Here is a 25,065-nt window from a genome sequence, read left to right as displayed (position 1 = left end):
CCGCCGCCAAACAATGACAGCGACCGAACTCGGTTCAATTTCTCCGGCAAATCACCGCTTTTCTCTGCGGTGTCGCTCCGTTTTCTCTTCGAATCGCCCGGGAAATCGGCGATTCGGCCCATTTCGGGCGTCAGAAAGCCTCGATTCCGGCCTTCTGGAAGTACACCAGCCGCTTCAGGTTGTAGCAGGCGGCCATCATCGTCATCGCAAAGTTCGCTCGCGCCTGGCCGATCGTGCGGATCAGCTTGCCACCCATCTGATCGATGGCCGCGAACACGTGCTCGACACGGGCGCGCGTCTTGGCGATGCGATGGTTACGCCCTTGCTGACACTCAGACAGCGGCTTGTTGCGCGTACCCTTTCTCTGAATCTGGTTCCGGTAACCCTTGTCCTTCAACCAGTCTTCACGCCCCTTGGACGTGTAGCCCCGGTCCGCATAGACGTCTCGGCTCGTGTTCAGGGTGTAGAACACGCTCTCGAAGTGCTGGCTGTCGTGGATGCTGGCCGTACCCGTCTCGATCTTGCGGATGACCTTGTACTTCTTGTCGACGTTGATCGAGAGCTTGTAGCCGAAGTGACTCTTGCCGTGCTTCTTGGTCCAGGTGGCATCGGTGTCTTTCTGGCGCCGTTTGGCCGGTTTCCAGTCGGCCGGCATCGCCCCTTCCTTGACGAGCTTGTTCTCTTCACGGCTGTTGCGTTGCTTGGGCGCGGGCACCAGCGTGGCGTCGATGATCTGACCACCGCGGGCGATGAAACCGCGCTTGAGCAGTTGGGCCGACACGCCGTCGAACAGGACCTTCGCGCCGGCTTCACCGATGCGATTCTCGAACGTCCACATCGTCGTTCGATCCGGAATATTGATCGCGCTGGCCAACCCGCAGAAGCGCTTGTAGCTCATCCGGTCAAGCAACTGATACTCCATCTGTTCATCCGACAGGTTGTACAGCCGCTTCAACACCAGAATGCGTACCATCGTCTCGGTCGGATACGGCGGACGACCGCCTTGCGGACTCACCGGACGCGGCGCCACCCGATCCACTTCCGCCGCCAACGCCCCGAAGTCGATGTACGACTCGATTTCGGCCAGTGGATCTCCGAGCGTGTCGATCTTCTTGCGGTGATGCTCGTCGGCGAACAGGTCGGTCTTGATGGCGGTGCGTTTCTTCATGGCTGGTGGCAGAGAACGAAATCAGGACAATCCAATTTTACCAATCACAGAGGTGCCGAGGTTTTTCGAGGCGCCCATAAGAAAGGGGGCGACCAGCGCCCCCTCGCGAACAAGCCGAACCCGCCCTAGCGCTTGACGCTGTCCATTGCCTTCTCGAGTTCGGCGGCCGGAACGTAGCCCCCGATGCGCGAGCCATCTGCGAGAAAGATGGTCGGCGTACCGCTGATGCGCAGGCTCTGCCCAAGTTCCACGTTGCGCGTGATCACACTGGTGTCGCAAGTCGCCTTGGCCGGCACCTTGCCGTCGACAACCCAGGCAGTCCACGCCTTGCCCTGATCCTTCGCACACCAGATGTTGTTGGACTTCTGGGTCGAGTCCTCACTCAGGATCGGATACAGGAAGGTATAGACGGTGATGTCATCCATCGCGTCGATCTCCTTTCCGAGGCGCTTGCAATAGCCGCAGTTGGGATCCTCGAAGGTGGCTATCACGCGCGTCCCCTTGCCCTTGACTACCTTGACCGCCTGATCGAGCGGCAGCGTCGAGAAGTCGATCGCTGAAAGCTGATTCAGGCGTGCGCGGGTAACGTCGCGTCGCGTGGCGGTATCGATCACGCTACCATCGACGATGAAGCTGGCCTTCTCATCCGTATAAACGAGCTGACCGTTCTTGAGCACGACCTCGTAGAGGCCCCCATATGGAGTCTGACTGACAGACTCCACCGCCGGCGCACCGATGAAGGCCTCCATCGCCTTCCTGACCTCATCTTCGCCAGCATGCGCGGCGGAGGTCAGCCCGAGTGCGATCGAAACGGAAAGGAGCTTCACCCGTACGGGCTTCAACAAGGCTTGCATCGAGTTCTCCGAAATATCAAAAGCGACCATGCACGGCGTAACGCACCAATGCGTTAGTTACGACTGGTACGCGGTTCGTAAGGTTCATTCCTGCATTACGCAAGAAGCCGAGCAGGGGGTCCTGGGCACCAAACAGCCGATTGAGCCCGTGGGTCAGATACTGCAGCAGGAAGGGCTCCTCGGCGCGACGGCGCGCGTAACGCCGCAATACCGCAAGTTCACCGACATCGCGCCATGACGGCAGGCTGCCCAACTCCTCAGCCAGCACCTTGGCATCCTGAAAGCCCAGATTGATGCCATGGCCGGACAGCGGATGAATTGCATGTGCAGCATCGCCGATCAAGGCCAACCTGGGTCGCACCACCTCGGCGACACGCATCAGCCTGAGTGGAAAGGCAGCCCGCGGCGTCGCCAGTTCGAGCACTCCGAGCCGCCGACCACCGGCCTCCATGACCCGCGCACAGAAGGTATCGTCGTCCAGCTTCATCAGTTCGCCAGCGATCGCATCCGGAGCCGACCAGACCATCGACATCATGCCATGCGCAAGGGGCAGCCAGGCGAGCACACCATCCTCGCGAAACCACTGAAAAGCGGTGCCACGATGCGGGCGCTCACAACGAAAGTTGGCCACGACCCCCATCTCGTCATAGGGCGTCGTCTGCGCTTCGATTCCGGCCGCACGACGGAGCCAGGAGTCACGACCGTCCGCTCCGACAGCCAGCGCCGCACTCAGAGTGCGGCCGTCCTCGAGCGTTACGGCAACCCGCCCCTCCTCCTGCAGGAGCGCCACCGGCACTGCCGGACACAGCAGGGTAACGTTATGCTGCCGCTTCAGACTCTCGCAGAGCTCAAGATGGACCAGGCTGGACTCGCCAATCCACGCCAGCTCGGCCAGCCCACAGTCATGGGCCGAGAAGCGGAGCTCACCATTGGCATCGCCATAGATCAGCATCTCGGCCACCGGCTCGAGACGACTCCGATCCAGATGGGACCACACGCCCAGCGCGGACAGAAACGCTGCGCTTGCGGGACTGTAAGCGTAGATACGCTGATCCCAGTCTTGCGGGCGCGATGGCACAGCATGCTCAAGCACCGCGATCTGCAGGCTGCTGCGACGCAAGGCAACTGCGAGCGCTGCGCCGGCCAGACCACCACCAACGATGACGATATCGAACTTCATAGGCTCAGCGATCCCGACGACAGCTGAGCATTTTGCCCCACGCAGGCCCCTTCGTCACGATCTGCGATCCCTATCGTTCCTTTCGCTGGCCGTTGACGTAACAAAGCCCTGCTTTCTTTTGAGAGCAGGGCTTTGTTTTGTGGGTTAGTCTGACGATGACCTACTTTCACGAGGGCGGACCTCACTATCATCGGCGCATGTGCGTTTCACGGTCCTGTTCGGGAAGGGAAGGGGTGGTTCCACACAGCTATGGTCGTCAGACTTTGACTTGTTCTTCAGCGTATTGAGCTGAAGCAAAGTTAGGAAGAAGTGTTGTGTGATTGTCTGGTGTGTTGATGCTTTCACCAGAGAGTCGAGTTCGTTTTGTGTTGAAGGTTATAGGATCAAGCCACACGGGCAATTAGTACCGGTTAGCTGAACGTGTTGCCACGCTTACACACCCGGCCTATCAACGTTGTGGTCTTCAACGACCCTTCAGGGGGCTCGAGGCCCCGGGGAAGTCTCATCTTGAGGCGAGTTTCCCGCTTAGATGCTTTCAGCGGTTATCTCTTCCGCACATAGCTACCCGGCGATGCGACTGGCGTCACAACCGGTACACCAGGGGTGCGTCCACTCCGGTCCTCTCGTACTAGGAGCAGGCCCTCTCAAACTTCCAGCGCCCACGGCAGATAGGGACCAAACTGTCTCACGACGTTTTAAACCCAGCTCACGTACCACTTTAAATGGCGAACAGCCATACCCTTGGGACCGGCTACAGCCCCAGGATGTGATGAGCCGACATCGAGGTGCCAAACTCCGCCGTCGATGTGAACTCTTGGGCGGAATCAGCCTGTTATCCCCAGAGTACCTTTTATCCGTTGAGCGATGGCCCTTCCATACAGAACCACCGGATCACTATGACCTGCTTTCGCACCTGCTCGTCTTGTTGGACTCGCAGTCAAGCCACCTTTTGCCATTGCACTATCAGTACGATGTCCGACCGTACCTAGGTGACCTTCGTACTCCTCCGTTACCTTTTGGGAGGAGACCGCCCCAGTCAAACTGCCCACCATGCACGGTCCCCGACCTGGATTCACAGGCCTGGGTTAGAACCTCAACGACACCAGGGTGGTATTTCAAGGTTGGCTCCACCGGAACTGGCGTCCCGGTTTCATAGCCTCCCACCTATCCTACACAAGTCCCGTCAAAGTCCAATGCAAAGCTACAGTAAAGGTTCATGGGGTCTTTCCGTCTAGCCGCGGGGAGATTGCATCTTCACAAACATTTCAACTTCGCTGAGTCTCAGGAGGAGACAGTGTGGCCATCGTTACGCCATTCGTGCAGGTCGGAACTTACCCGACAAGGAATTTCGCTACCTTAGGACCGTTATAGTTACGGCCGCCGTTTACCGGGGCTTCGATCAAGAGCTTGCACCCCATCACTTAACCTTCCGGCACCGGGCAGGCGTCACACCCTATACGTCCACTTTCGTGTTTGCAGAGTGCTGTGTTTTTAATAAACAGTCGCAGCCACCGATTCTCTGCGACCCCGTTCCGCTCCGGCCGCGAGGGCCTTCACGTACCAGGGGCATACCTTCTCCCGAAGTTACGGTATCAATTTGCCGAGTTCCTTCTCCTGAGTTCTCTCAAGCGCCTTGGTATTCTCTACCAGCCCACCTGTGTCGGTTTGCGGTACGGTCACTCTTAGACTGAAGCTTAGAGGCTTTTCCTGGAAGCCGGGTATCACTCACTTCGGATCCGAAGATCCTCGTCATCACGCCTCAGCTAAGCCACGCGGATTTGCCTACGCAGCACGCCTACACGCTTAAACCACCTATTCCAACAGATGGCTGAGCTAACCTTCTCCGTCCCCCCATCGCATCTAAGAGCGGTACAGGAATATTGACCTGTTTCCCATCGACTACGCATTTCTGCCTCGCCTTAGGGGCCGACTCACCCTGCGCCGATGAACGTTGCGCAGGAAACCTTGGGCTTACGGCGAGGGTGCTTTTCACACCCTTTATCGCTACTCATGTCAGCATTCGCACTTCCGATACCTCCAGCATCCCTTACGAGACACCTTCGCAGGCTTACGGAACGCTCCCCTACCACGTGTCAAAGACACATCCGCAGCTTCGGTTCATGGCTTGAGCCCCGTTACATCTTCCGCGCAGGACGACTCGACTAGTGAGCTATTACGCTTTCTTTAAAGGGTGGCTGCTTCTAAGCCAACCTCCTAGCTGTCTATGCCTTCCCACCTCGTTTGCCACTTAGCCATGCATTTGGGACCTTAGCTGGCGGTCTGGGTTGTTTCCCTCTTGACACCGGACGTTAGCACCCGATGTCTGTCTGCCGTATATCACTTTGCGGTATTCGGAGTTTGCTATCGCGGGGTAGATCGCAATGACCCCCCCAACGATTACAGTGCTCTACCCCCGCAAGTGTCCGTACGACGCACTACCTAAATAGTTTTCGGGGAGAACCAGCTATTTCCGGATTTGTTTAGCCTTTCACCCCTATCCACAGCTCATCCCCTAACTTTTCAACGTTAGTGGGTTCGGACCTCCAGTACCTGTTACGGCACCTTCATCCTGGCCATGGATAGATCATCCGGTTTCGGGTCTACGCCCAGCGACTAAGTCGCCCTTATCAGACTCGCTTTCGCTACGCCTCCCCTATTCGGTTAAGCTCGCCACTGAACGTAAGTCGCTGACCCATTATACAAAAGGTACGCAGTCACCCCTTACGAGGCTCCCACTGTTTGTATGCATGCGGTTTCAGGATCTATTTCACTCCCCTCCCGGGGTTCTTTTCGCCTTTCCCTCACGGTACTGGTTCACTATCGGTCGATCACGAGTATTTAGCCTTGGAGGATGGTCCCCCCATCTTCAGACAGGATTTCTCGTGTCCCGCCCTACTTGTCGCACGCTCAGACCCGCCACCGGCTTTTCGCATACGGGACTATCACCCTGTATCGTCGGACTTTCCAGACCGTTTTGCTAAGCTGATGGTTTAGTCGTGCAGGCTGCTCCGCGTTCGCTCGCCACTACTTGCGGAATCTCGGTTGATTTCTGTTCCTGCGGCTACTTAGATGTTTCAGTTCGCCGCGTTCGCCTCCTCAGACCTATGTATTCAGTCTGGGATACCCCTTGCGGGGTGGGTTTCCCCATTCGGACATCGTGGGATCAAAGCTCTATTGCCAGCTCCCCCACGCTTTTCGCAGGCTTACACGTCCTTCATCGCCTGTGATCGCCAAGGCATCCACCACATGCACTTAGTCGCTTGATCCTATAACCTTGGATCCTCTCCGATCTTGCGATCTCGAAGACCCTTCGTACAGGAACGAACTCGTTTGTGCGATCCGGCACTACGCTGACAAGCTCAGCACCGGATCAATGCAATCACACAACTTGCAGTACGCACCGGCTCGGTACGTACTACACTTCTTCCACTTTGTTAAAGAGCGAACCTCAAACAACCGACAACCGACTCGAACCGAGTCGCCCATCGATCAAGAAGTCAGACATGACGACATCCATCACCATGTCTGACTTCTCGAACGCCTACTTGCAGCACCGCTTTCATGCCGCACGAGTTCTGGTGGAGCTGGTCGGGATCGAACCGACGACCTACGGCTTGCAAAGCCGCCGCTCTCCCAGCTGAGCTACAGCCCCCTCTCGTGTCGAGCAACCAAAAAGACTTGGTGGGTCTGGTTGGGTTCGAACCAACGACCCCCGCCTTATCAAGACGGTGCTCTAACCAGCTGAGCTACAGACCCTCTCATATGCTTCGAGGCTCTTCGCCTGAACAACCGATAAGCTGTGGATACTTGGCAGACCGTGATCTGTTCTCTTGAAAGGAGGTGATCCAGCCGCACCTTCCGATACGGCTACCTTGTTACGACTTCACCCCAGTCATGAATCTCACCGTGGTAAGCGCCCTCCCGAAGGTTAAGCTACCTACTTCTGGTGAAACCCACTCCCATGGTGTGACGGGCGGTGTGTACAAGACCCGGGAACGTATTCACCGCAGCATGCTGATCTGCGATTACTAGCGATTCCGACTTCACGTAGTCGAGTTGCAGACTACGATCCGGACTACGATCGGCTTTAAGGGATTGGCTCCACCTCGCGGCTTGGCAACCCTCTGTACCGACCATTGTATGACGTGTGAAGCCCTACCCATAAGGGCCATGAGGACTTGACGTCATCCCCACCTTCCTCCGGTTTGTCACCGGCAGTCTCACTAGAGTGCCCAACTAAATGATGGCAACTAGTGACAAGGGTTGCGCTCGTTGCGGGACTTAACCCAACATCTCACGACACGAGCTGACGACAGCCATGCAGCACCTGTGTTCTGGCTCCCGAAGGCACCCTCGCCTCTCAGCAAGGTTCCAGACATGTCAAGGGTAGGTAAGGTTTTTCGCGTTGCATCGAATTAATCCACATCATCCACCGCTTGTGCGGGTCCCCGTCAATTCCTTTGAGTTTTAACCTTGCGGCCGTACTCCCCAGGCGGTCGACTTCACGCGTTAGCTGCGTCACTCAGTGCATTGCTGCTCCGAACGACTAGTCGACATCGTTTAGGGCGTGGACTACCAGGGTATCTAATCCTGTTTGCTCCCCACGCTTTCGTGCATGAGCGTCAGTACAGGCCCAGGGGGCTGCCTTCGCCATCGGTGTTCCTCCTGATATCTACGCATTTCACTGCTACACCAGGAATTCCACCCCCCTCTGCCGTACTCTAGCCTTGCAGTCACAAACGCAGTTCCCAGGTTAAGCCCGGGGATTTCACATCTGTCTTACAAAACCGCCTGCGCACGCTTTACGCCCAGTAATTCCGATTAACGCTCGCACCCTACGTATTACCGCGGCTGCTGGCACGTAGTTAGCCGGTGCTTCTTAGTCCGGTACCGTCATCCATGGCCTATGTTAGAGACCACGATTTCTTCCCGGCCGAAAGAGCTTTACAACCCGAAGGCCTTCTTCACTCACGCGGCATGGCTGGATCAGGGTTGCCCCCATTGTCCAAAATTCCCCACTGCTGCCTCCCGTAGGAGTCTGGGCCGTGTCTCAGTCCCAGTGTGGCGGATCATCCTCTCAGACCCGCTACGGATCGTCGCCTAGGTGAGCCTTTACCTCACCTACTAGCTAATCCGACATCGGCCGCTCCAATCGCGCGAGGTCTTGCGATCCCCCGCTTTCTCCCTCAGGACGTATGCGGTATTAGCGTACCTTTCGATACGTTATCCCCCACGACATGGGCACGTTCCGATGCATTACTCACCCGTTCGCCACTCGCCGGCAGGCCGAAGCCCCCGCTGCCGTTCGACTTGCATGTGTAAAGCATGCCGCCAGCGTTCAATCTGAGCCAGGATCAAACTCTTAAGTTCAATCCAGCAAAGTACTCAAAATACTGACTTTAATCAGCATGAGCACCTAATCATTGTGAAACCAAAACGACCGAAGTCGCTTTCGACCACAACCACCAAGCACCCACACTTATCGGTTGTTCAATTTTTTAAAGAGCGCTGCATTCGCTGCAGCAGAGAAACGAGATTATGATCAGCTTCAAACTCACTGTCAAGCATTTCGTGAATCTTTTTTTACCGCCGCCCGGCTACGCCGAACAAAGATCCACCAAACACCCACCTCACTTCCCAACTCCACCGCCGCCTGCACTTCCGAAGAAACCGCTGCAGCGCTGAAGAGGTGCGCATTATAGACACCCAATCCATACCGTCAAGAAAAATAACGATCAAGGTTTTAAATGGATGTATGCAGGCGCATCCAGTATGCCCCCCCCCAGCGCCCGTCAGTAGGCTCCCGGTCCGGCCGCATAGTTTTCGAATCGCGTGTTCTCACCAATGAAGGTCATGCGCACGGTGCCGGTCGGACCGTTACGGTGCTTGCCAATGATCAGCTCCGCCGTGCCCTTGTCCGGCGAATCGGGGTTGTAGACCTCGTCACGATAGATGAACATGATGATGTCCGCATCCTGCTCGATCGCACCGGATTCGCGCAGATCGGACATCACGGGGCGCTTGTTGGGACGCTGCTCGAGGCTTCGGTTCAACTGCGACAAGGCGATGATCGGCACATGGAGCTCCTTGGCCAGCGACTTCACGGAGCGCGAGATCTCGGAGAGCTCTGACGCCCGGTTGTCGCCTTCGCGCGTACCGCTCATCAGCTGCAGGTAGTCGATGACGATGAGGCCGAGCTTGCCGCACTGGCGAGCGAGCCGGCGCGCACGCGCGCGCAGATCGATCGGATTGAGGCCCGGCGTCTCGTCGATGAAGAGCGGCGCATCGTAGAGCTTGCCCATTGCCATGGTGAGCCGCTGCCAGTCATCGTCGGTAAGCCGTCCACTACGGATCTTCTGCATGTCGATGCGACCAACCGAGGAGATGAAGCGGGTCGCCAACTGCGTGCCCGGCATTTCCATCGAGAAGATCGCCACCGGCAGGCGCTGCTCGATCGCAATGTGCTCGGCAAGATTCAAGGCGAAGGTCGTCTTGCCCATTGCCGGACGCCCCGCAACGATGATCATGTCCGACGGCTGCAGGCCGGACGTCTTGGCATCGAGGTCCACCAGCCCAGTGGGCACCCCCGTAACCTCTTGCGGGTTGTCACGGTCATAGAGCTCCTGCACCCGATCCACCACCTGCTTGAGGATGGGCTGGATGGAGACGAACCCGCTGGCATGACGGGCGCCGGCCTCGGCAATCTCGAACACCCTCGCCTCAGCCTCGTCGAGCAAGGCCTTTGCGTCCTTGCCGGAAGGGCTCAGCGCACTCGCCGCAATCTCGTCGCCGACCGCCACCAGCTTGCGCAGGATTGCGCGCTCGCGAACGATCTCGGCGTAGCGGCGGATGTTCGCCGCCGACGGCGTGTTGTTGGCGATCTCGGCAATATAGGCCAGACCGCCGGCCTGCTCGGCCTCGCCGTTCTTCTCCAGCGACTCGAACACCGTCACCACGTCAGCCGGCCGCCCCTGATCGATGAGCCGGGTGATGTGGCGGTAGATGCGACGATGGTCGTCGCGATAGAAGTCAGACTCGTTGGCTAGATCGGCAACCCGCTCCCAAGCCTGGTTGTCGAGCAGGATGCCGCCGATCAGCGACTGCTCGGCCTCGATCGAATGCGGCGGCAGCTTGATCTGCGCCAGTTGCGGATCGGCCGCAACATGGTCGGCAAAACGGGAGGGAGGAGAGCTCATCACGACCACCTTTCGATTCCACTCGTCGGATTCTAGCGATGCTAGCGGCGCGCCACTCGCACGGCACGCCTCCGAAAACAAAAAAGGGCTGCGCAAGGCAGCCCTTTCGATCACGCGCAAAGACGCGGGAATTACTGCTCGCCAACCACCGTCACGGTGATGGTCGCGAGGACATCTGCGTGCAGGGACACTTCAACCTGAACATCACCGACCTGCTTGAGCGGGCCATCGGGCAGACGCACGGCCGAACGCTCGATCTCGAAGCCCTGAGCCACCAGTCCATCGGCGATGTCGGCGTTGCCGACCGAGCCGAACAGGCGACCGTCCATGCCGGCCTTGCGGGCGACCTGGACGCTGACACCTTCGAGCTTGGCTGCGAGCGCCTGGGCGGCAGCGAGCTTCTCTGCCTGGGCGCGCTCGAGTTCAGCGCGGCGGGCTTCGAACTCGGCCAGATTGGCCTGCGTGGCACGCTTGGCCTTGCCCTGCGGAATCAGGAAGTTACGAGCGTAACCGTCCTTGACCTTGACCACATCGCCGAGGCCACCCAGATTGACAACCTTCTCGAGAAGAATGATTTGCATGACGTCGTTCCTCTCTTACTGGTGCAGGTCGGTGTAAGGCATCAGAGCCAGGAAGCGGGCGCGCTTGACGGCGACCGACAGCTGACGCTGGTAACCCGCCTTGGTGCCGGTAATGCGGGCCGGCATGATCTTGGCGTTTTCGGTGATGAAGTCCTTGAGGATGTCCACATCCTTGTAGTCGACTTCTTCGATCTTCTCAGCGGTGAAGCGGCAGAACTTGCGACGCTTGAACAGACCACGACCGCCGCGGTCATCTTTCTTCTTGAACTTGGATTTGGGCTTGAAGGCCATTTTCAGTTTCCTTCGAGAAATTCGATTGTGTTCAGATGCAGAACCGGGCTGCGACTGCGCATGCTCCTGGCGGCCATGAAACCGGTCGCGCGGATCGCGCATCCCGGAGCCGCCACCGCGAGCACCGCAGCCAGATCACCCACTGCGACCGCCTGGAGCTCCACCGAAACATCGCGGCTCAAACCCGCTTCGATCTGTTTCGATTCGTGCGCCAACGTACAGCTGGCGACCGGCACTCCGGCAGGGGTTCGACGCAACGGCAGCACTTCGGCCACGCGCGCATCGATGCGCAGTTGGTTCAGACCCGGTTCAGGCAACTCAGGCAGCAGCAGCTTCGCTGTCGGCCGGCTTGTCGTCGGAAGCGGTGCTCAGCGAGCGCGACTTCTCTTCCTTCATCATCGGCGAAGGCGTGGTCACGGCCTTCTTCATCTTGATGGTGAGGTGGCGCAGCACGGCATCGTTGAACTTGAACGAGTGCTCGAGTTCAGCCAGCGTCTCGCCGTCGCACTCGATGTTCATCAGCACGTAGTGAGCCTTGTGCACCTTCTGGATCGGGTAGGCCATCTGGCGGCGGCCCCAGTCTTCCAGGCGGTGGATCTGGCCATTGCGGGCGGTCACGATGGTCTTGTAGCGTTCGACCATCGCCGGCACCTGCTCGGACTGGTCCGGGTGGACGATGAATACGATTTCGTAGTGTCGCATGCAGACTCCTTGCGGTTGAGTGAAGCAGCCCCCCGGCATGCGAATCCGGTGGGGCAAGGGAAGCCCGCGAATATAACAAGAAACCCGGGGATGTCAAAGCCTTGTATTGACAAAGCGGACACAACGAGCCCCATGTCGGCGCGCTCGAAAAATCCTGCTTACATTCGCACCGCCCCCGCATGCGCCGCAGCGCCTAGCATGCAGACACCGGGGCCATGCCCTGCGACACGACAACACGAACGAGGCAGATCATGAAGACACCCCTCTACCACAAGCTGCTCACCGCACTTCTGTGCGGCGGACTGCTCGCCAGCGCGGGCGCTGCCGAAGCGCGCGGCGACCGTGATCACCGCGGCTGGGACAGGCACGGACACACCCATAAGTACAAGCATGCGTACAAGCACAAACACGTCCACCGCGGCTGGGACGAGCGCCATGTCGTGCGCGAACGCGTGATCATCCACGAGCGTCCTCGCCACTATCGCGAGACGATCGTGCACAAGCACTACTACGAACCGGCGTATCGCCCCTACACCTATAGCCATTCGCCCGCAGTGGTGATCGGGGTGAGCGTCCCCCCGATCGTGATCCCGCTACGCTGAGACGGCGAGAGCCGCCCGCGTCGGGCTAGCGCGGGCGGCTCTCCCAGATCTTCTGCAGACGCTTGACCGACACGGGCATCGGCGTCCTCAGCTCCTGCGCATACAGACCGACGCGCAACTCCTCCAGCAGCCAGCGGAATTCCTCCAGCGCAGGGTCTTCGACGCCGGCGCGGCGGCGCGCCAGTCGCTCTCGCTCCCAGGTCTGGGCAAGCTGCCTCCACTCGGCCATGGCCTGTGCATCACGCGCCGGATTGTTGCGGAGTTTGTCGAGCCGAACCGATGCTCCTTTCAGGTAGCGCGGAAAATGGGCCAGCCTTTCCCACTCGAAGGCGACCAGGAAGTCCTTGGGCAACAGCCCGCCAAGTTGAGCCTGGATGTCTGCAACGACCTCGGGGAAGGTTTTCAGCCCAGACAGCCGCTTCTGCAAGCCCGCGTGCTCAACCAGCAACTGGCCCGCCAGGCGTACGAACTCCTGTGCAACCAGACTGACCCGCGTCTTCGCCTCTGCGCACCGCTGCGCGAAGGCTCCCGCCTCGGTCGGCAAAGGCTCCAGCAGACAGCAACGGCTCAATGTGGCGTCCACCAGGCGAGCCTTCAGCTCGGCCTCGGTGCCGAAGCTCATGTACTGCAACGCAAGCTCACGCAGGCCGGGCAGGCGCTCGACAGCACGCACCTGATCCTTCAGGTTCAACGCAAACAGACGGGCGAGACCGCGCCGATGCACACGCGCCGCCTCCTCGGGGGTGTCATAGGGCCGCAGCGAAACACTGTCGCCGTCATCATGCAGCGCAGGGAAGCCAATCACCTCGCGGCCGGCGACGCGGATCTCGAGCAGCTCGGGCAAGGGGCCAAAACTCCACGTGGTGAAGCCGGACAGCGTCTTCGCCGGTAGCGCTGGTGCCTCATTGCCCAGCCCCGCCACCTCAGCCGTCGCCCCGTCACGCCCCCGCGCGGCACCGCCCGCCTGCGCACCGCGGCCCGATGCAGCATGACTCGCACCGGGGCCGGACTGCCCTCCACCCGCGCGATCCGCCCGAACGCTTGCGGGCGCGCCTGCGACGCCGGCCGCCGAGAGCGCGCCCGCAAGCGCACTGCCGATATTCGCCGCCGAGAAACGCGCCGCCACCTGCTCGCGGAAGCGCGCGCGCAGGTCCATCAGGTTGCGCGACTGCCCCATCACCCGGCCGTGCTCGTCTATCACGCGGAAGTTCATGAAGCAGTGGGGCTTGAGGTTCTCCGTGCGGAAGCTCTCCAGCGGCAGCTTCAGCTGCACGCGCTCCTCGACGAAGCGCTGCAGCATCTTCAGCAGCGGCTCGTCGGTGTCGAACTCGCCGGCCTCGCAAGCCACCATGAAGGCCGCTGCGCTCTCGGCCACCGGCTGCAGGCGGTGGCGGTGCTTCTGCGGCACGGTCTTCATCAGCGCCGCGACTTTCTCCTCCAGCAACCCCGGCACCAGCCACTCGCAGCGGTTGGTCGGGACCTGATTCAACATGGCCAGCGGCACGGTCAGCGTCACACCGTCATCGGCCTCACCGGGTTGATGCAGGTAGGTGAGCTTGAGCTTCTGTCCCAGCACCTCCAGCACGGGTGGAAAACGGTCGGTCGTGACGCCCTCGGCCTCATGGCGCATCAACTGCTCGCGCGACAGGTGCAGCAGCCTGGGCTCGGACTTCTCCGCCTTCTTCCGCCATGCCTCCAGGCTGGCGACATCGCAAACATCCGCGGGGATCTTGCTGTCGTAGAAGGCCTCGATCAGCGCCTCGTCCACCAGCACGTCGGGACGGCGCGACTTGTGCTCCAGACGCTCGATCTCCGTCACCAGGCGCTGATTGTGAGAAAGGAAGGCCATCGCGCGCGCCGCGCCCTCCGCAACCTCGCCCTGCACCAACCCCTCGCGGATAAGGAGCTCGCGGCATAGTGCCGGATCGATGTCCCGATAGGCCACGCCGCGGCGCGGGTAGATCACCAGGCCGTACAGCGTGCCGCGCTCCCAGGCGCGCACCGCGCCCGAAGCCTTGGACCAGTGCGGCTCGAAGACCTGGCGCTTGAGCAGATGGCCGCCGACCTCTTCCACCCACTCCGGCTCGATGCGCGCGATGCAGCGCCCGAACAGGCGGCTGGTCTCGACCTGCTCTGCGGCCATGATCCACTTGCCGGCCTTCTTCGCGAGCGACGAGCCTGGATGCGGCCAGAACTTGATCCCGCGCGCGCCCAGGTAGGAACCCGCCTGCGGGCCCTTGGTTGCGTGCTCTCCTTCATCAACCTTGCAGCCTATGTTGCCGAGCAGCCCTGCGAGCAAGGCCTTGTGGATCGCCTCGTAGTTGGCGGGTTGCGCGTTGTCCTTCCAGCCGTGCTCAGCGCACAGCGTGTGCAGCTGACTGAACACGTCACGCCATTCGCGCATGCGCATGGTGTTGAGGAAGTGCTTCTTGCACCAGGCCTTCTGCTTGCTGGACGACTCGTGACGCTGCACCTCGTCCCAAGCCTTCCACAGATGCCAGTACCAGAGGAACTCGGACTTCTGGTCCTGCTCGCCGCCACGGAACCTTGCGTGGGCCTGGTCGGCGCCGCCGGGACTGTCCTGCGGCCGCTCGCGCGGGTCCTGCACCGACAGCGCGGCGGCGATCACCAGCAACTCGGCGAGCGCGCCACGATCGCGCGCGGCGAGGATCATGCGGCCGATGCGCGGATCGAGCGGCAGCCTGGCAAGCTCGATGCCGATCGGGGTGAGCTTGCGCTCATCGTCGTCGCTGACGGCGCCGAGCTCGGCGAGCAACGCATAGCCGTCGCCGATCAGGCGCGAGCCCGGCGCATCGATGAAGGGAAAGTCCTCCACCGCGCCCAGCTTCAGGGCCTTCATGCGCAAGATCACGCCAGCCAGCGAGGAACGCAGGATCTCGGGGTCGGTGTGCGCCGGGCGGCGGTTGAAATCGTCCTCGTCGTAAAGACGGAAGCAGATACCGTCCATGACCCGGCCGCAGCGCCCAGCGCGCTGCTTCGCGGCCGACTGGGCGACCTTCTCGACCTGCAACTGCTCGACCTTGTTGCGCGGCGAGTAGCGCTTGATGCGTGCCAGGCCCGTGTCGACCACGTAGCGGATGCCGGGCACGGTCAGCGAGGTCTCGGCCACGTTGGTCGACAACACCACCCGGCGCCCGCTGGAGGGCGAGAACACGCGCGCCTGCTCCTGAGCCGACTGGCGCGCGAACAGCGGCAGGATCTCTGTACCAGGCAGATGATGGGCCTTGCGCAGCGCCTCTGCGGCCTCGCGGATCTCGCGCTCGCCCGGCAGGAAGACCAGCACGTCGCCCGGGCCGCAGCGCTGCGCCTCGTCGACCGCATCGACAAGGGCGTCCATCAGGTCGCGCCCCTTATCCTTCGACTTGTCGCCCTTCGCCGCAGCCGTCCGCGCGGCCGCGGCGGGGTCGAGCTCCTCGCTCTCCACCGGCCGGTAGCGCATTTCGATCGGATACAGTCGCCCCGAAACCTCGATCACCGGCGCCGGCTGGCCCGCGGCGTCGGCGAAGTGTGTCGCGAAGCGCTCGGCATCGAGCGTCGCCGAGGTCACCACCACCTTAAGGTCGGGCCGGCGCGGCAGCAGGGTCTTGAGGTAACCGAGCAGGAAGTCGATATTGAGGCTGCGCTCGTGCGCCTCGTCGATGATCAGGGTGTCATAGGCGGCGAGCAACGGATCGGTCTGAGTCTCGGCGAGCAGGATGCCGTCGGTCATCAGCTTGATGTGGCTGCGCTCGCTACTGCGGTCGGTGAAGCGGATCTTGTAGCCCACCACCTCGCCAAGCGGGCTCCTGAGCTCCTGCGCAATGCGGCTCGCAGTTGCGCGCGCGGCAATCCGGCGCGGCTGGGTATGGCCGATGAGACCGGCAACGCCGCGACCGAGCGTCAGTGCGATCTTGGGCAATTGAGTGGTCTTGCCCGAACCGGTCTCGCCACAGACGATGATGACCTGGTGGGCGGCCAAGGCCGCGGCGATCTCGTCGCGCCGCGCCGAAACCGGCAGCTCGGGCGGAAAATCCGGCGTCGGCAGTGCGGCCCGACGAGCGGCATAGGCAGCGCGGGAACGCATGAGCAGCGTCTCGAGATCGGCCTGCAGCCGGGCGTGCTGGTCCGCTGCGCGCGGCGGGCGCGCGAGATCCCTCGCCAATCGACGCAATCGTGGCCGGTCGGCGCTCAGGCAATCATCGAAGTTCGGCGTGTCGGCCGGGCGGCGTGCGCCCCGTTGTTCAGCCCTCATGGATCCGTATCGGCGTCGTCAGGGCGCGCATTATCCTCCGCATCGCCCCCTTGTTGGCGTCGCAGTGCGACAATGGCGGCTGACACCGTACGCGCCGAACGCCGAGCCCGACCATGCCAGCCACAGCCATTGCCGCCGTCGTATACAAGCCCACCGACAACATCGAGGCCCTGCTCGCCCAGGCTGCACGCGCGCTCGCGGCAGACGGCGTGAAACTCGGCGGCGTGCTGCAGCACGACATCGCCACCGTCATTGACGACCCCTGCGCCATGGAACTGGAGAACCTGGAGACCGGCGAGAGCATCCCGCTGTCGCAGGAGCTCGGACGCGGCTCGGTGGCCTGCCGGGTCGACCCCGACGCGCTGGCACGCGGCTCGGTTGCGGTGCGCGGCGCGATCGAACGCGGTGTCGATCTGGTCATCATCAACAAGTTCGGCGCCCAGGAGGTCTCGGGCGCCGGCCTGCGCGCCGAGATGGGCGAAACGGTGATGGCTGGCGTGCCACTATTGACGGCCGTTGGCGAGCGCTTCCTCGGCGAATGGAAGAACTTCACCGGCGACGAAGGTGCGCTGCTGCCGCCCACGCTCGAGGCCGTCCTCGACTGGTGGTCAGCGCTGCCTGGGCAGGCATAGGCAATGGACTGTCGCTCGGGCTGCGCTGCCTGTTGCATCGCCCCCTCGATCTCCTCGGCCATCCCAGGCATGGCGCAGGGCAAACCGGCTGGCGTGCGCTGCATCCAGCTCGACGCCTCAAACCGCTGCCAGCTCTTCGGCGACCCGCGCCGGCCCGCGGTGTGCACCAGCCTGCAGCCCTCCATCGAAATGTGCGGCAGCGAGCAGGCGCACGCGCTGCGCTACCTGGACAGGCTCGAAGCACTCACCGCCGCCTGAGCGCTCCCAACGGTTCGGCGGACAACCGCCGAAGGCGACCGTGTCACGCATTCGGCATTGCCGCCGCAGTGCAACATCCCGGGGGCTATAATCCCGCCGCCCCCTTTCCCCACACCCAAGCCGCATGGACCTCTCTCTCCTTCTCGTCGCCCTCATCCTCGGAATCGTAGAGGGCCTGACCGAATTCCTGCCCGTGTCCTCCACCGGCCACCTGATCATCGTAGGCGACCTCCTCGGCTACAACGATGACACCAGCAAGGTATTCAAGATCGTCATCCAGCTCGCCGCCATCCTCGCCGTGTGCTGGGACTACCGCGAGCGCCTGATCAAGGTCGCCGTCGGCCTGCCCACGCAACCAAGCGCACAGCGTTTCGTGTGGATGCTGTTCATCGGCTTCCTGCCCGCGGCCATCCTCGGCCTGATGTTCCACTCCACGATCAAGGGCCTGCTGTTCAACCCGATCACGGTGGCGACCGCACTGGTGGTGGGCGGGCTGATCATCCTGTATGTGGAAAAGCGCGCCTATCACCCGCGCATCAACGACGTCGACGAGATGCGCTGGCCCGACGCGCTCAAGGTCGGCTTCGCGCAGGCGCTGGCGATGATTCCCGGCACCTCGCGCTCGGGCGCCACCATCATGGGCGGACTGATCTTCGGCCTGTCGCGCAAGACGGCAGCGGAGTTTTCCTTCTTCCTGGCGATCCCGACCATGTTCGCCGCCACCGCCTACGATCTGTACAAGAACTGGGCGCTGCTGCGGATCGAAGACCTGCCCGTGTTCGCGGTCGGCTTCGTCGCCTCCTTCATCGCAGCCATGTGGGCGGTGAAGAGCTTCATCAAGTTCATCTCCAACCACACCTTCATCGTCTTCGCCTGGTACCGCATCGCCTTTGGCATCTTCGTGCTGGCAACGTGGTACTTCGGCTGGGTCGAATGGTCCGAGCCCTGATCGAGGAACACACGATGATCGTCTACCTGCATGGTTTCCGCTCCGCCCCGGCCTCGATCAAGGCCCAGGCGCTCAAGGCGCGCATGACCGAGCGCGGGCTTGCCGAGCAGTTCTGGTGCGAGCAACTGCCCGTATCGCCGCGCGCCGCGATCGCGCTCGCCGAGGACGCGATCGCCCGCGCCCGCGCCGCCGGCCTGGAGCCGGCGGTGGTCGGCAGTTCGCTCGGCGGCTACTACGCCACCTGGCTCGCCGAACGCCACAACCTGCGCGCGGTGCTGGTCAATCCGGCGGTCGTCGCGCCGCTCTCGCTCGAGGCATACATCGGCACGCAGGACAACATGTACACCGGCGCGCGCTTCGAGTTCACCCGCACCCACATCGACGAGCTGCGCGCCCTGGAAGTGGCAACGATCACCCGCCCGGAACGCTACTGGCTGCTGGTTGAAACCGGCGACGAGGTGCTCGACTACCGCCACGCAGTACAGCGCTACACCGGCGCCCGGCAGACTGTGCTCGAGGGCGGCGACCACGGCTTTTCGCGCTGGAGCGACTACCTCGACGCGGTGATAGACTTCACCTGCCCCTGACGCCCGGCTGCCACCGATGAGCACCTACGACACCACCCCCAGCACACCGGACGCAGCCCAAGGCGCCGCACCCGGCTTCGACCCGCGCCGCTTCAAGGCCATGGAGCGCGCCGGTTTCAATCGCATCGCCGCACGCTATGCCGAAGGGGCGCACTTGCGCGCCGACCTCGCCGCAGCCCTGCTCGACGCCGCCGCGCTTGCGCCGGGACAGCGCGTGCTCGACCTCGCCAGCGGCCCCGGCCTGCTCGCACGCGACGCCGCGCTGCGCGTTGCCCCCGCCGGCACCGTGCTCGCCACCGATATCGCCGAAGGCATGCTCGCCGAGGGCGCGCGCCGCTGTGGCGAGCATGCCAAGGCGCCCTGCTTCGCGGCCACCGACGCCGAGCACCTGTGCCTGGCCGATGCCAGCGTGGACCGCGTGCTCGCCGGCCTCGCACTGTTCATCTTCCCGCAGCCCGAACGCGCGCTCGCCGAGATGCACCGCGTGCTCGTGCCCGGAGGGCAGATCGCGCTGTCGGTGTGGGGCACGCGAGAAACCGTGCCACTGATACACCGCGCGCAGGACACCATCGCCCGCCTGCTGCCGCCGCCCAAGGTCGCCCGCCCCTCGGTGTTCCGCTACGGCAAACCGGAAGTCCTGGCACAGACGCTGAGCGCGGCCGGTTTCATTAACGTCGACATCCGCACATGTACGTTCAGCTGTCACTTCGACAGCGCCGAGGCCTACTGGCAGGCCTTCCTCGACCTCGCGGGTGGCGCGGCCGAAGCCCTCGGCCGGCTGCCCCAGGCAACGCAGGAGGCGCTACAAGCGGCAGTCGCCGACGAGCTGGCCGATCATCGCTGCAGTGACGACCGCGGCGGTTACCTGCTGCAAGCTCACACCCTGATTGCCACCGCTACGCGTCAATGACCCTGTAGCCCCGTGTCGCCTGCGGCTCAGCACCTGCACGGCACGAATGCGCAGCAAGGGCCCCCTGTCCACCTCACGCCCCGTCACCCAGCCCACTCCACGCCATAGCTTCGCTCGTGCCCACGCCTTCCCCCCATACCCACGCGCGCAACGGCATGCTGGCCGCGCTGACCGCCTTCTGCATCTGGGGGCTGGCGCCGCTCTACTTCCGCGCCATCGGCAGCGTGCCGCCGTTCGAGATCGTCGCCCATCGTGTGTTGTGGTCAGCCCTGTTCCTCGCCGGCCTGCTCGCGCTAATCCCTTCGACCGGCGGATTCGCTCGCGTGCGCGCGGTCCTCGCGCAACCCCGCCTGCTCGCGCTGCTCACCCTCACCGCACTCCTGACCAGCAGTAACTGGCTGGTCTTCATCTGGGCGATCGACGCCGGTCGCTTGCTCGAGGCCAGCCTGGGCTACTTCATCAACCCACTCGTCAGCGTGGCCTTGGGCGCGATCTTCCTTGGCGAGCGCCTGCGCCCGCTGCAAGCGGCAGCAGTGGCGATCGCCTGTGCCGGCGTGGGCTGGCGGGTTTGGCAGCTGGGCAGCCCGCCATGGATCGCCATTTTCCTCGCCGGCACCTTCGGCCTCTACGGCCTGTTGCGCAAGCGCGCCCCAGTGGAGGCCGCAAGCGGCCTGTTCATCGAGACCCTGCTGGTCGCACCGCTGGCGCTGGCGTGGCTGGTCTGGCTGGGCGCACAGAACGCACTCACCTTCGGTGCCGGCACGACCGTCGACTGGCTGCTACCGCTCTCGGGCATTCTCACAGCAGTACCACTGACGCTGTTCGCAGTCGGTGCGCGGCGACTGCCGCTCGCCACCGTGGGTTTCCTGCAGTACCTCGCGCCCAGCCTCAACTTCCTGGTCGCGGTCGTGATCTTCCGCGAACCCCTGGACACTACCCAGCTCGTCGGCTTTGCCCTGATCTGGCTTGCACTCGCGGTGTACTCGGCCGACCTCATTCGCAGCGCGCGCAGAGCAGGGAACACTGGATAGGCAGCGCGGCACCGCGTGGAAGGCGCCCCGCAAGCCCGGAGCAGCGGTGCGCAAGCGCGATACGAGCGGCAACGCATCCGGAAATGGGGCTGACCGCCCGAATCCAGTAAACTAGCGCGCTTGCTTTCTTCAGGCGGATGCCGATGTTCGTGCTGTATGAAGAGGACGGGGCCTTCAAGGCCGGCACGATCCTCGCTGATAACGATGCCACCCTGCAGGTCGAGAACACCCACGGCAAACGGGTGAAGCTCAAGCGTGCCAATGTGCTGCTCGAGTTCCGCGACCCCGGCCCCTCCGACCTGCTCGCGCGCGCCGAGGCCGCGGCCGACGAGCTCGACATCGAGTTCCTGTGGGAAGTGTGCGGCGACGAGGAATTCGCCTATGCCGACTTCGCTGCCGAGTACCAGGGTCACACGCCGACCGCGGTCGAGTCCGCCGCCATCCTGCTGCGCCTGCATTCGGCGCCGATCTGGTTCCATCGCAAGGGCAAAGGACGCTTCCGCAAGGCCCCTGCCGACATCCTTCAGGCCGCGCTCGCGGGCCTGGAGAAGAAGCGCCAGCAAGCCGCTGCGATCGAGCACATGCGCACCGAGCTGGTCGCTGGCCGCCTGCCCGCCGAGCTCGCCGCCCTGCTGCCGCAGGCGCTCTACCGCCCCGACCGCAACCGCCCCGAGATCAAGGCGCTCGAGGCCGCCTGCGTCGACAGCGGGCTGTCAGCCGCACGCCTGCTGCTCAAGTGTGGCGCGCTCGCATCGAGCTACGACTTCCACTACAACCGCTTCCTGTTCCAGAACTTCCCCGAGGGCCCGGACTTCCCCGCCTTCGAGCCACCGGTGACGCCGGCCGACCTGCCGCGCGCGGAAGTCGCCGCGTTCTCGATCGACGACGCCTCCACCACCGAAATCGACGATGCCTTCTCGGTGACACCGCGACCCGAAGGCGGCTGGCGCATCGGCATCCATATCGCAGCCCCGGCGCTCGGCTTCGCCCGTGGCTCGGGCCTGGACGCGATCGCCCGCCGACGGCTGTCCACGGTGTACATGCCGGGCAACAAGATCACCATGCTGCCCGACGAGGTGGTGCAGGGCTTCACGCTGGCCGAAGGCCGTGACTGCCCGGCGGTGTCGCTGTACCTGGACGTGACACCAGGCCTGGCCATCGTCGCCGAGCACAGCCGGGTCGAGATGGTGCCGATCGTCGCCAACCTGCGGCATCACGACATCGAGCCGGTGTTCAACGACGAGACCGTGCACACTGGCCTGGCCGACTTCCCCTGGAAGCAGGAACTGTCCCTGCTGTGGGATCTCGCCACCGTGCTCGAGGCCGGGCGCGGCAAGGCAGGCGGCAACGAGGACCGCATCGACTTCGGCTTCAGCGTGGACTGGAACATCGATACCGCCGACGGCCCCGGCCATGTCAGCATCAGCCGTCGGCTGCGCGGCTCGCCGATGGACAAGCTGGTGGCCGAGCTGATGATCTACGCCAACATGACCTGGGGCAAGCTGCTCGACGCCTCTGGCATTCCCGGCCTGTACCGCGCCCAGGGCGGCGGCAAGGTGCGCATGACCACGGTCGCCGCGCCGCACGAAGGCCTGGGCGTGGATTGCTACGCGTGGTCGAGCTCGCCGCTGCGTCGCTACGTCGATCTGGTCAACCAGTGGCAGATCATCTCGGTGCTGCAGGGCACCCCGCCGGCCTTTGCACCCAAGTCCGCCGACCTGATGGCGGCACTGCGCGACTTCGAGCTCACCTATGCCGAATACGCCGAGTTCCAGCGTGGCATGGAGCGCTACTGGTGCCTGCGCTGGCTGCGCCAGCACGGCCGCGGCGAGGTCGAGGCCACCGTGCTGCGCGAGAACGTGGTGCGGCTGACCGAGGTACCGCTGGTGTTCCGCGTCCCCTCGATGCCGCTGCAACTCCCCGGCAGCCGGGTAAGGCTTCACGTCGAGCACACCGACCTCCTCGACGTCGAGGTCGAGGCCCGCTTCGTGGCGATCCTGGCCGAGCCGGAGGCACGAGACTTCAGCGAGGCCGGCTTCGGCTTCGCCTGAGCCGGCCGTCATCGAACCGCCATGGCACCGCCCGGCATGCCCCCCTCCGAACCCTCCGCAACGCCGGCACAGCGCGGCACGCAGGGCGTGAGAGGCAGGCTGCGCCGCCTCGGCGGGCCGCTGCTGCTGGCGGCATTCGCCCTCTCGCTGCTGCTGCACGGCCTGCTGCTGCTCGTTCAGTTCCGCCTGCCCGAGAGCAAGCCGACGCGCGACAAGGGACTGGAGGTCGTGCTGGTCAACACCCGCCACGCCCAGGCGCCGGAGAAGGCCGAGGTGTTCGCCCAGGCCAACGTTGATGGTGGTGGCAACACCGAGCAGGACGCACGCCCGAGCACGCCGCTGCCACCACAACCGAACCGCCAGGACGGCGACGCCCTGGTCGAGGCCAAGCGCCTGGCGCCCGCGCCGGTGCAGGAGCAGAAACCGGTGATCACGCGCGACAAGGCGCCAGCCAAGGTCGCCGCGGCTCCGAAGAAGGTCGAGCAGCCGGCACCAACCCCCGAGCCCGAACCGCGCCTGAGCGGGCTCGACCTGCTCGACAGCGCTGCTGCCGTGGCCCGGCTCGAGGCGCAGATCGACCGCGACCTGCAGGAGCTCGCGAAACGCCCGCGCAAGAAGTTCATCGGCGCGCGTGCACAGGAATACCGCTTTGCCCAGTACGTCGAGGACTGGCGCCAGAAGGTCGAGCGCATCGGCACCCTGAACTATCCGGAAGCGGCGCGCGGCAAGCTCTATGGCAGCCTGTTGCTGTCCGTCACCATCCGCGCCGACGGCTCGGTGGACAAGGTCGGCGTGCATCGCAGCTCGGGCCACAAGCTGCTCGACGACGCGGCGGTTCGCATCGTCGAGATGGCCGCGCCCTACGCGCCCTTCCCGCCTGACATCCGCAAGGACTACGACGTGATCGAGATCACCCGCACCTGGACCTTCACCAACCGCGACCAGGTGCGCGCCAACTGAGACCCCGCCCATGGACCGCTACGCCGTCATCGGCAACCCGATCGCCCACAGCAAGTCGCCGCAGATCCACGCCGCCTTTGCCCGCCAGACCGGCCAGACACTGAGCTACGAGGCCCTGCTCGCACCGCTGGACGGCTTCGTGCGCGCAGTCGAGGACTTCCGCGCCGAAGGCGGACGCGGCATGAACGTCACCGTCCCCTTCAAGCTCGAAGCCTTCGCCCTGTCCACACGGCACACGCCGCGCGCCGAACTGGCCGGCGCGGTCAACACACTCGCGTTCGGGGACGACGGCATCCTCGGCGACAACACCGATGGCGCCGGCCTGGTGCGCGATCTCATCGTCAACCTCGGCTGCACGCTCGGCGGACGCCGCGTCCTGGTGCTGGGTGCCGGTGGCGCCACCCGCGGCGCCCTGCTGCCGCTGCTCGACTGCCGGCCCGCCACGCTCGTCGTCGCCAACCGCAGCCCGGCCAAGGCCGACGAACTGGTCGCCCTCTTCACCCCCCACGCCGGACGCGCCGCGCTCGCGGCCAGCAGCTTCGACGCCCTTGCCGGTCATCGCTTCGACGTCGTCATCAATGCCACCTCGGCCAGCCTGTCCGGCGCGCTGCCACCCCTGCCATCCGGCCTGTACGCCCCCGGGGCAGTCGCCTACGACATGATGTACGGCCGTGGCGACACCCCCTTCATGGCCGCGGCGCGCACGCAGGGCGCGGCGCGCGTGGCCGACGGTCTGGGCATGCTGGTCGAGCAGGCCGCCGAGAGCTTCACGCTGTGGCGGGGGGTGCGCCCCGACACCGCGGCAGTGCTGGCCGAACTACGCCGCCAGCTCGATGCTGGCTGAGTGCCCATGAGCGCAGC

Annotated in this window: 19 protein-coding genes, 2 tRNA genes and 3 rRNA genes; 10 read left to right on the top strand and 14 right to left on the bottom strand. The window is 63.4% G+C overall.

What is annotated here, in order from left to right; translation table 11 throughout:
* Positions 1-130: 130 nt before the first annotated feature.
* From LQF09_RS03605 to rpsF, 13 genes are all read right to left on the bottom strand, one after another.
* Entirely contained in the window at positions 131-1,168 is a 1,038-nt protein-coding gene (locus LQF09_RS03605; RefSeq protein ID WP_270067868.1) for an IS5 family transposase, read from the bottom strand.
* 125 nt (positions 1,169-1,293) lie between these two features.
* Complete coding sequence (locus LQF09_RS03600) at positions 1,294-2,022, bottom strand: DsbC family protein (RefSeq protein ID WP_270069225.1); 729 nt, start codon at positions 2,020-2,022, stop codon at positions 1,294-1,296.
* Between the two features lie 16 nt (positions 2,023-2,038).
* Positions 2,039-3,202: a UbiH/UbiF family hydroxylase gene (locus LQF09_RS03595; RefSeq protein WP_270069224.1), complete on the bottom strand. Its 1,164-nt coding sequence runs from the start codon at positions 3,200-3,202 to the stop codon at positions 2,039-2,041.
* 147 nt (positions 3,203-3,349) lie between these two features.
* Positions 3,350-3,463, bottom strand: a 5S ribosomal RNA gene (gene rrf, locus LQF09_RS03590).
* A gap of 118 nt (positions 3,464-3,581) precedes the next feature.
* Positions 3,582-6,468, bottom strand: a 23S ribosomal RNA gene (locus LQF09_RS03585).
* Positions 6,469-6,778: 310 nt separating this feature from the next.
* Positions 6,779-6,854: transfer RNA gene (locus LQF09_RS03580), tRNA-Ala, on the bottom strand.
* A 27-nt stretch (positions 6,855-6,881) separates the two neighbouring features.
* Positions 6,882-6,958, bottom strand: a tRNA-Ile gene (locus tag LQF09_RS03575).
* Positions 6,959-7,035: 77 nt separating this feature from the next.
* Positions 7,036-8,572, bottom strand: a 16S ribosomal RNA gene (locus tag LQF09_RS03570).
* The 16S, 23S and 5S rRNA genes sit together here with 2 tRNA genes alongside, the layout of an rRNA operon.
* 422 nt (positions 8,573-8,994) lie before the next feature.
* The gene (gene dnaB, locus LQF09_RS03565; protein WP_198291912.1) at positions 8,995-10,398 is read right to left on the bottom strand and encodes a replicative DNA helicase; all 1,404 of its coding nucleotides are present in this window, start codon (positions 10,396-10,398) and stop codon (positions 8,995-8,997) included.
* Positions 10,399-10,529: 131 nt separating this feature from the next.
* Positions 10,530-10,979 (bottom strand): 50S ribosomal protein L9, encoded by a 450-nt coding sequence (rplI, locus tag LQF09_RS03560; RefSeq protein ID WP_002933042.1) that lies wholly within the window; start codon positions 10,977-10,979, stop codon positions 10,530-10,532.
* Between the two features lie 15 nt (positions 10,980-10,994).
* Complete coding sequence (gene rpsR / locus LQF09_RS03555; RefSeq protein ID WP_002933051.1) at positions 10,995-11,270, bottom strand: 30S ribosomal protein S18; 276 nt, start codon at positions 11,268-11,270, stop codon at positions 10,995-10,997.
* 2 nt (positions 11,271-11,272) lie between these two features.
* Complete coding sequence (priB, locus tag LQF09_RS03550; RefSeq protein WP_002933054.1) at positions 11,273-11,587, bottom strand: primosomal replication protein N; 315 nt, start codon at positions 11,585-11,587, stop codon at positions 11,273-11,275.
* Position 11,588: 1 nt separating this feature from the next.
* Positions 11,589-11,972: a 30S ribosomal protein S6 gene (gene rpsF / locus LQF09_RS03545; RefSeq protein WP_002933056.1), complete on the bottom strand. Its 384-nt coding sequence runs from the start codon at positions 11,970-11,972 to the stop codon at positions 11,589-11,591.
* 251 nt (positions 11,973-12,223) lie between these two features.
* On the opposite strand from rpsF, the gene LQF09_RS03540 reads away from it, so the two are divergent.
* Positions 12,224-12,574 (top strand): hypothetical protein, encoded by a 351-nt coding sequence (locus tag LQF09_RS03540; RefSeq protein WP_002933057.1) that lies wholly within the window; start codon positions 12,224-12,226, stop codon positions 12,572-12,574.
* Positions 12,575-12,599: 25 nt separating this feature from the next.
* On the opposite strand, the gene hrpA is transcribed toward LQF09_RS03540, so the two are convergent.
* Positions 12,600-16,826, bottom strand: coding sequence for an ATP-dependent RNA helicase HrpA (gene hrpA, locus LQF09_RS03535; RefSeq protein WP_270069223.1), 4,227 nt, complete (start codon positions 16,824-16,826; stop codon positions 12,600-12,602).
* Between the two features lie 113 nt (positions 16,827-16,939).
* Here hrpA and LQF09_RS03530 point away from each other — a divergent pair, with 113 nt between their 5' ends.
* The 9 genes from LQF09_RS03530 (at position 16,940) to aroE (ending at position 25,048) form a co-directional block, all read left to right on the top strand.
* Positions 16,940-17,458 (top strand): DUF2478 domain-containing protein, encoded by a 519-nt coding sequence (locus LQF09_RS03530; RefSeq protein WP_002933065.1) that lies wholly within the window; start codon positions 16,940-16,942, stop codon positions 17,456-17,458.
* A 3-nt stretch (positions 17,459-17,461) separates the two neighbouring features.
* Positions 17,462-17,716, top strand: a complete 255-nt coding sequence (locus LQF09_RS03525; protein ID WP_002933067.1) for a YkgJ family cysteine cluster protein — start codon at positions 17,462-17,464, stop codon at positions 17,714-17,716.
* A gap of 124 nt (positions 17,717-17,840) precedes the next feature.
* The gene (locus LQF09_RS03520; RefSeq protein WP_002933072.1) at positions 17,841-18,665 is read left to right on the top strand and encodes an undecaprenyl-diphosphate phosphatase; all 825 of its coding nucleotides are present in this window, start codon (positions 17,841-17,843) and stop codon (positions 18,663-18,665) included.
* Positions 18,666-18,679: 14 nt separating this feature from the next.
* Entirely contained in the window at positions 18,680-19,252 is a 573-nt protein-coding gene (locus LQF09_RS03515) for a YqiA/YcfP family alpha/beta fold hydrolase (protein WP_198291791.1), read from the top strand.
* A gap of 16 nt (positions 19,253-19,268) precedes the next feature.
* Positions 19,269-20,162, top strand: a complete 894-nt coding sequence (locus tag LQF09_RS03510; RefSeq protein WP_270069222.1) for a class I SAM-dependent methyltransferase — start codon at positions 19,269-19,271, stop codon at positions 20,160-20,162.
* Positions 20,163-20,317: 155 nt separating this feature from the next.
* Positions 20,318-21,193, top strand: coding sequence for an EamA family transporter RarD (gene rarD, locus LQF09_RS03505; protein ID WP_270069846.1), 876 nt, complete (start codon positions 20,318-20,320; stop codon positions 21,191-21,193).
* A 143-nt stretch (positions 21,194-21,336) separates the two neighbouring features.
* A complete protein-coding gene (locus tag LQF09_RS03500; RefSeq protein ID WP_270069221.1) occupies positions 21,337-23,244 on the top strand; it encodes a ribonuclease catalytic domain-containing protein in 1,908 nt (635 codons plus the stop codon).
* A 21-nt stretch (positions 23,245-23,265) separates the two neighbouring features.
* Positions 23,266-24,204: an energy transducer TonB gene (locus LQF09_RS03495; protein ID WP_002939961.1), complete on the top strand. Its 939-nt coding sequence runs from the start codon at positions 23,266-23,268 to the stop codon at positions 24,202-24,204.
* 10 nt (positions 24,205-24,214) lie between these two features.
* A complete protein-coding gene (gene aroE / locus LQF09_RS03490) occupies positions 24,215-25,048 on the top strand; it encodes a shikimate dehydrogenase (RefSeq protein ID WP_002939966.1) in 834 nt (277 codons plus the stop codon).
* Positions 25,049-25,065 lie beyond the last annotated feature (17 nt).

The organism is Thauera sp. WB-2, assembly GCF_027594845.1.
Lineage (GTDB): Bacteria > Pseudomonadota > Gammaproteobacteria > Burkholderiales > Rhodocyclaceae > Thauera > Thauera mechernichensis.
The sequence above is the reverse complement of the archived record's forward strand: the minus strand, read 5'-3'. Positions and strand labels throughout refer to the sequence as shown.

What these genes read in the sequence shown, in the direction of transcription:
- rpsR (WP_002933051.1), bottom strand. Translation starts at nt 11,270, where the DNA reads ATGGCCTTCAAGCCCAAATCCAAGTTCAAGAAGAAAGATGACCGCGGC.
- LQF09_RS03530 (WP_002933065.1), top strand. Translation starts at nt 16,940, where the DNA reads ATGCCAGCCACAGCCATTGCCGCCGTCGTATACAAGCCCACCGACAAC.
- rarD (WP_270069846.1), top strand. Translation starts at nt 20,318, where the DNA reads ATGCTGGCCGCGCTGACCGCCTTCTGCATCTGGGGGCTGGCGCCGCTC.
- LQF09_RS03595 (WP_270069224.1), bottom strand. Translation starts at nt 3,202, where the DNA reads ATGAAGTTCGATATCGTCATCGTTGGTGGTGGTCTGGCCGGCGCAGCG.
- LQF09_RS03520 (WP_002933072.1), top strand. Translation starts at nt 17,841, where the DNA reads ATGGACCTCTCTCTCCTTCTCGTCGCCCTCATCCTCGGAATCGTAGAG.
- LQF09_RS03510 (WP_270069222.1), top strand. Translation starts at nt 19,269, where the DNA reads ATGAGCACCTACGACACCACCCCCAGCACACCGGACGCAGCCCAAGGC.
- rpsF (WP_002933056.1), bottom strand. Translation starts at nt 11,972, where the DNA reads ATGCGACACTACGAAATCGTATTCATCGTCCACCCGGACCAGTCCGAG.
- aroE (WP_002939966.1), top strand. Translation starts at nt 24,215, where the DNA reads ATGGACCGCTACGCCGTCATCGGCAACCCGATCGCCCACAGCAAGTCG.
- LQF09_RS03495 (WP_002939961.1), top strand. Translation starts at nt 23,266, where the DNA reads ATGGCACCGCCCGGCATGCCCCCCTCCGAACCCTCCGCAACGCCGGCA.
- LQF09_RS03525 (WP_002933067.1), top strand. Translation starts at nt 17,462, where the DNA reads ATGGACTGTCGCTCGGGCTGCGCTGCCTGTTGCATCGCCCCCTCGATC.
- LQF09_RS03540 (WP_002933057.1), top strand. Translation starts at nt 12,224, where the DNA reads ATGAAGACACCCCTCTACCACAAGCTGCTCACCGCACTTCTGTGCGGC.
- LQF09_RS03605 (WP_270067868.1), bottom strand. Translation starts at nt 1,168, where the DNA reads ATGAAGAAACGCACCGCCATCAAGACCGACCTGTTCGCCGACGAGCAT.
- dnaB (WP_198291912.1), bottom strand. Translation starts at nt 10,398, where the DNA reads ATGAGCTCTCCTCCCTCCCGTTTTGCCGACCATGTTGCGGCCGATCCG.
- hrpA (WP_270069223.1), bottom strand. Translation starts at nt 16,826, where the DNA reads ATGAGGGCTGAACAACGGGGCGCACGCCGCCCGGCCGACACGCCGAAC.
- LQF09_RS03515 (WP_198291791.1), top strand. Translation starts at nt 18,680, where the DNA reads ATGATCGTCTACCTGCATGGTTTCCGCTCCGCCCCGGCCTCGATCAAG.
- LQF09_RS03500 (WP_270069221.1), top strand. Translation starts at nt 21,337, where the DNA reads ATGTTCGTGCTGTATGAAGAGGACGGGGCCTTCAAGGCCGGCACGATC.
- rplI (WP_002933042.1), bottom strand. Translation starts at nt 10,979, where the DNA reads ATGCAAATCATTCTTCTCGAGAAGGTTGTCAATCTGGGTGGCCTCGGC.
- LQF09_RS03600 (WP_270069225.1), bottom strand. Translation starts at nt 2,022, where the DNA reads ATGCAAGCCTTGTTGAAGCCCGTACGGGTGAAGCTCCTTTCCGTTTCG.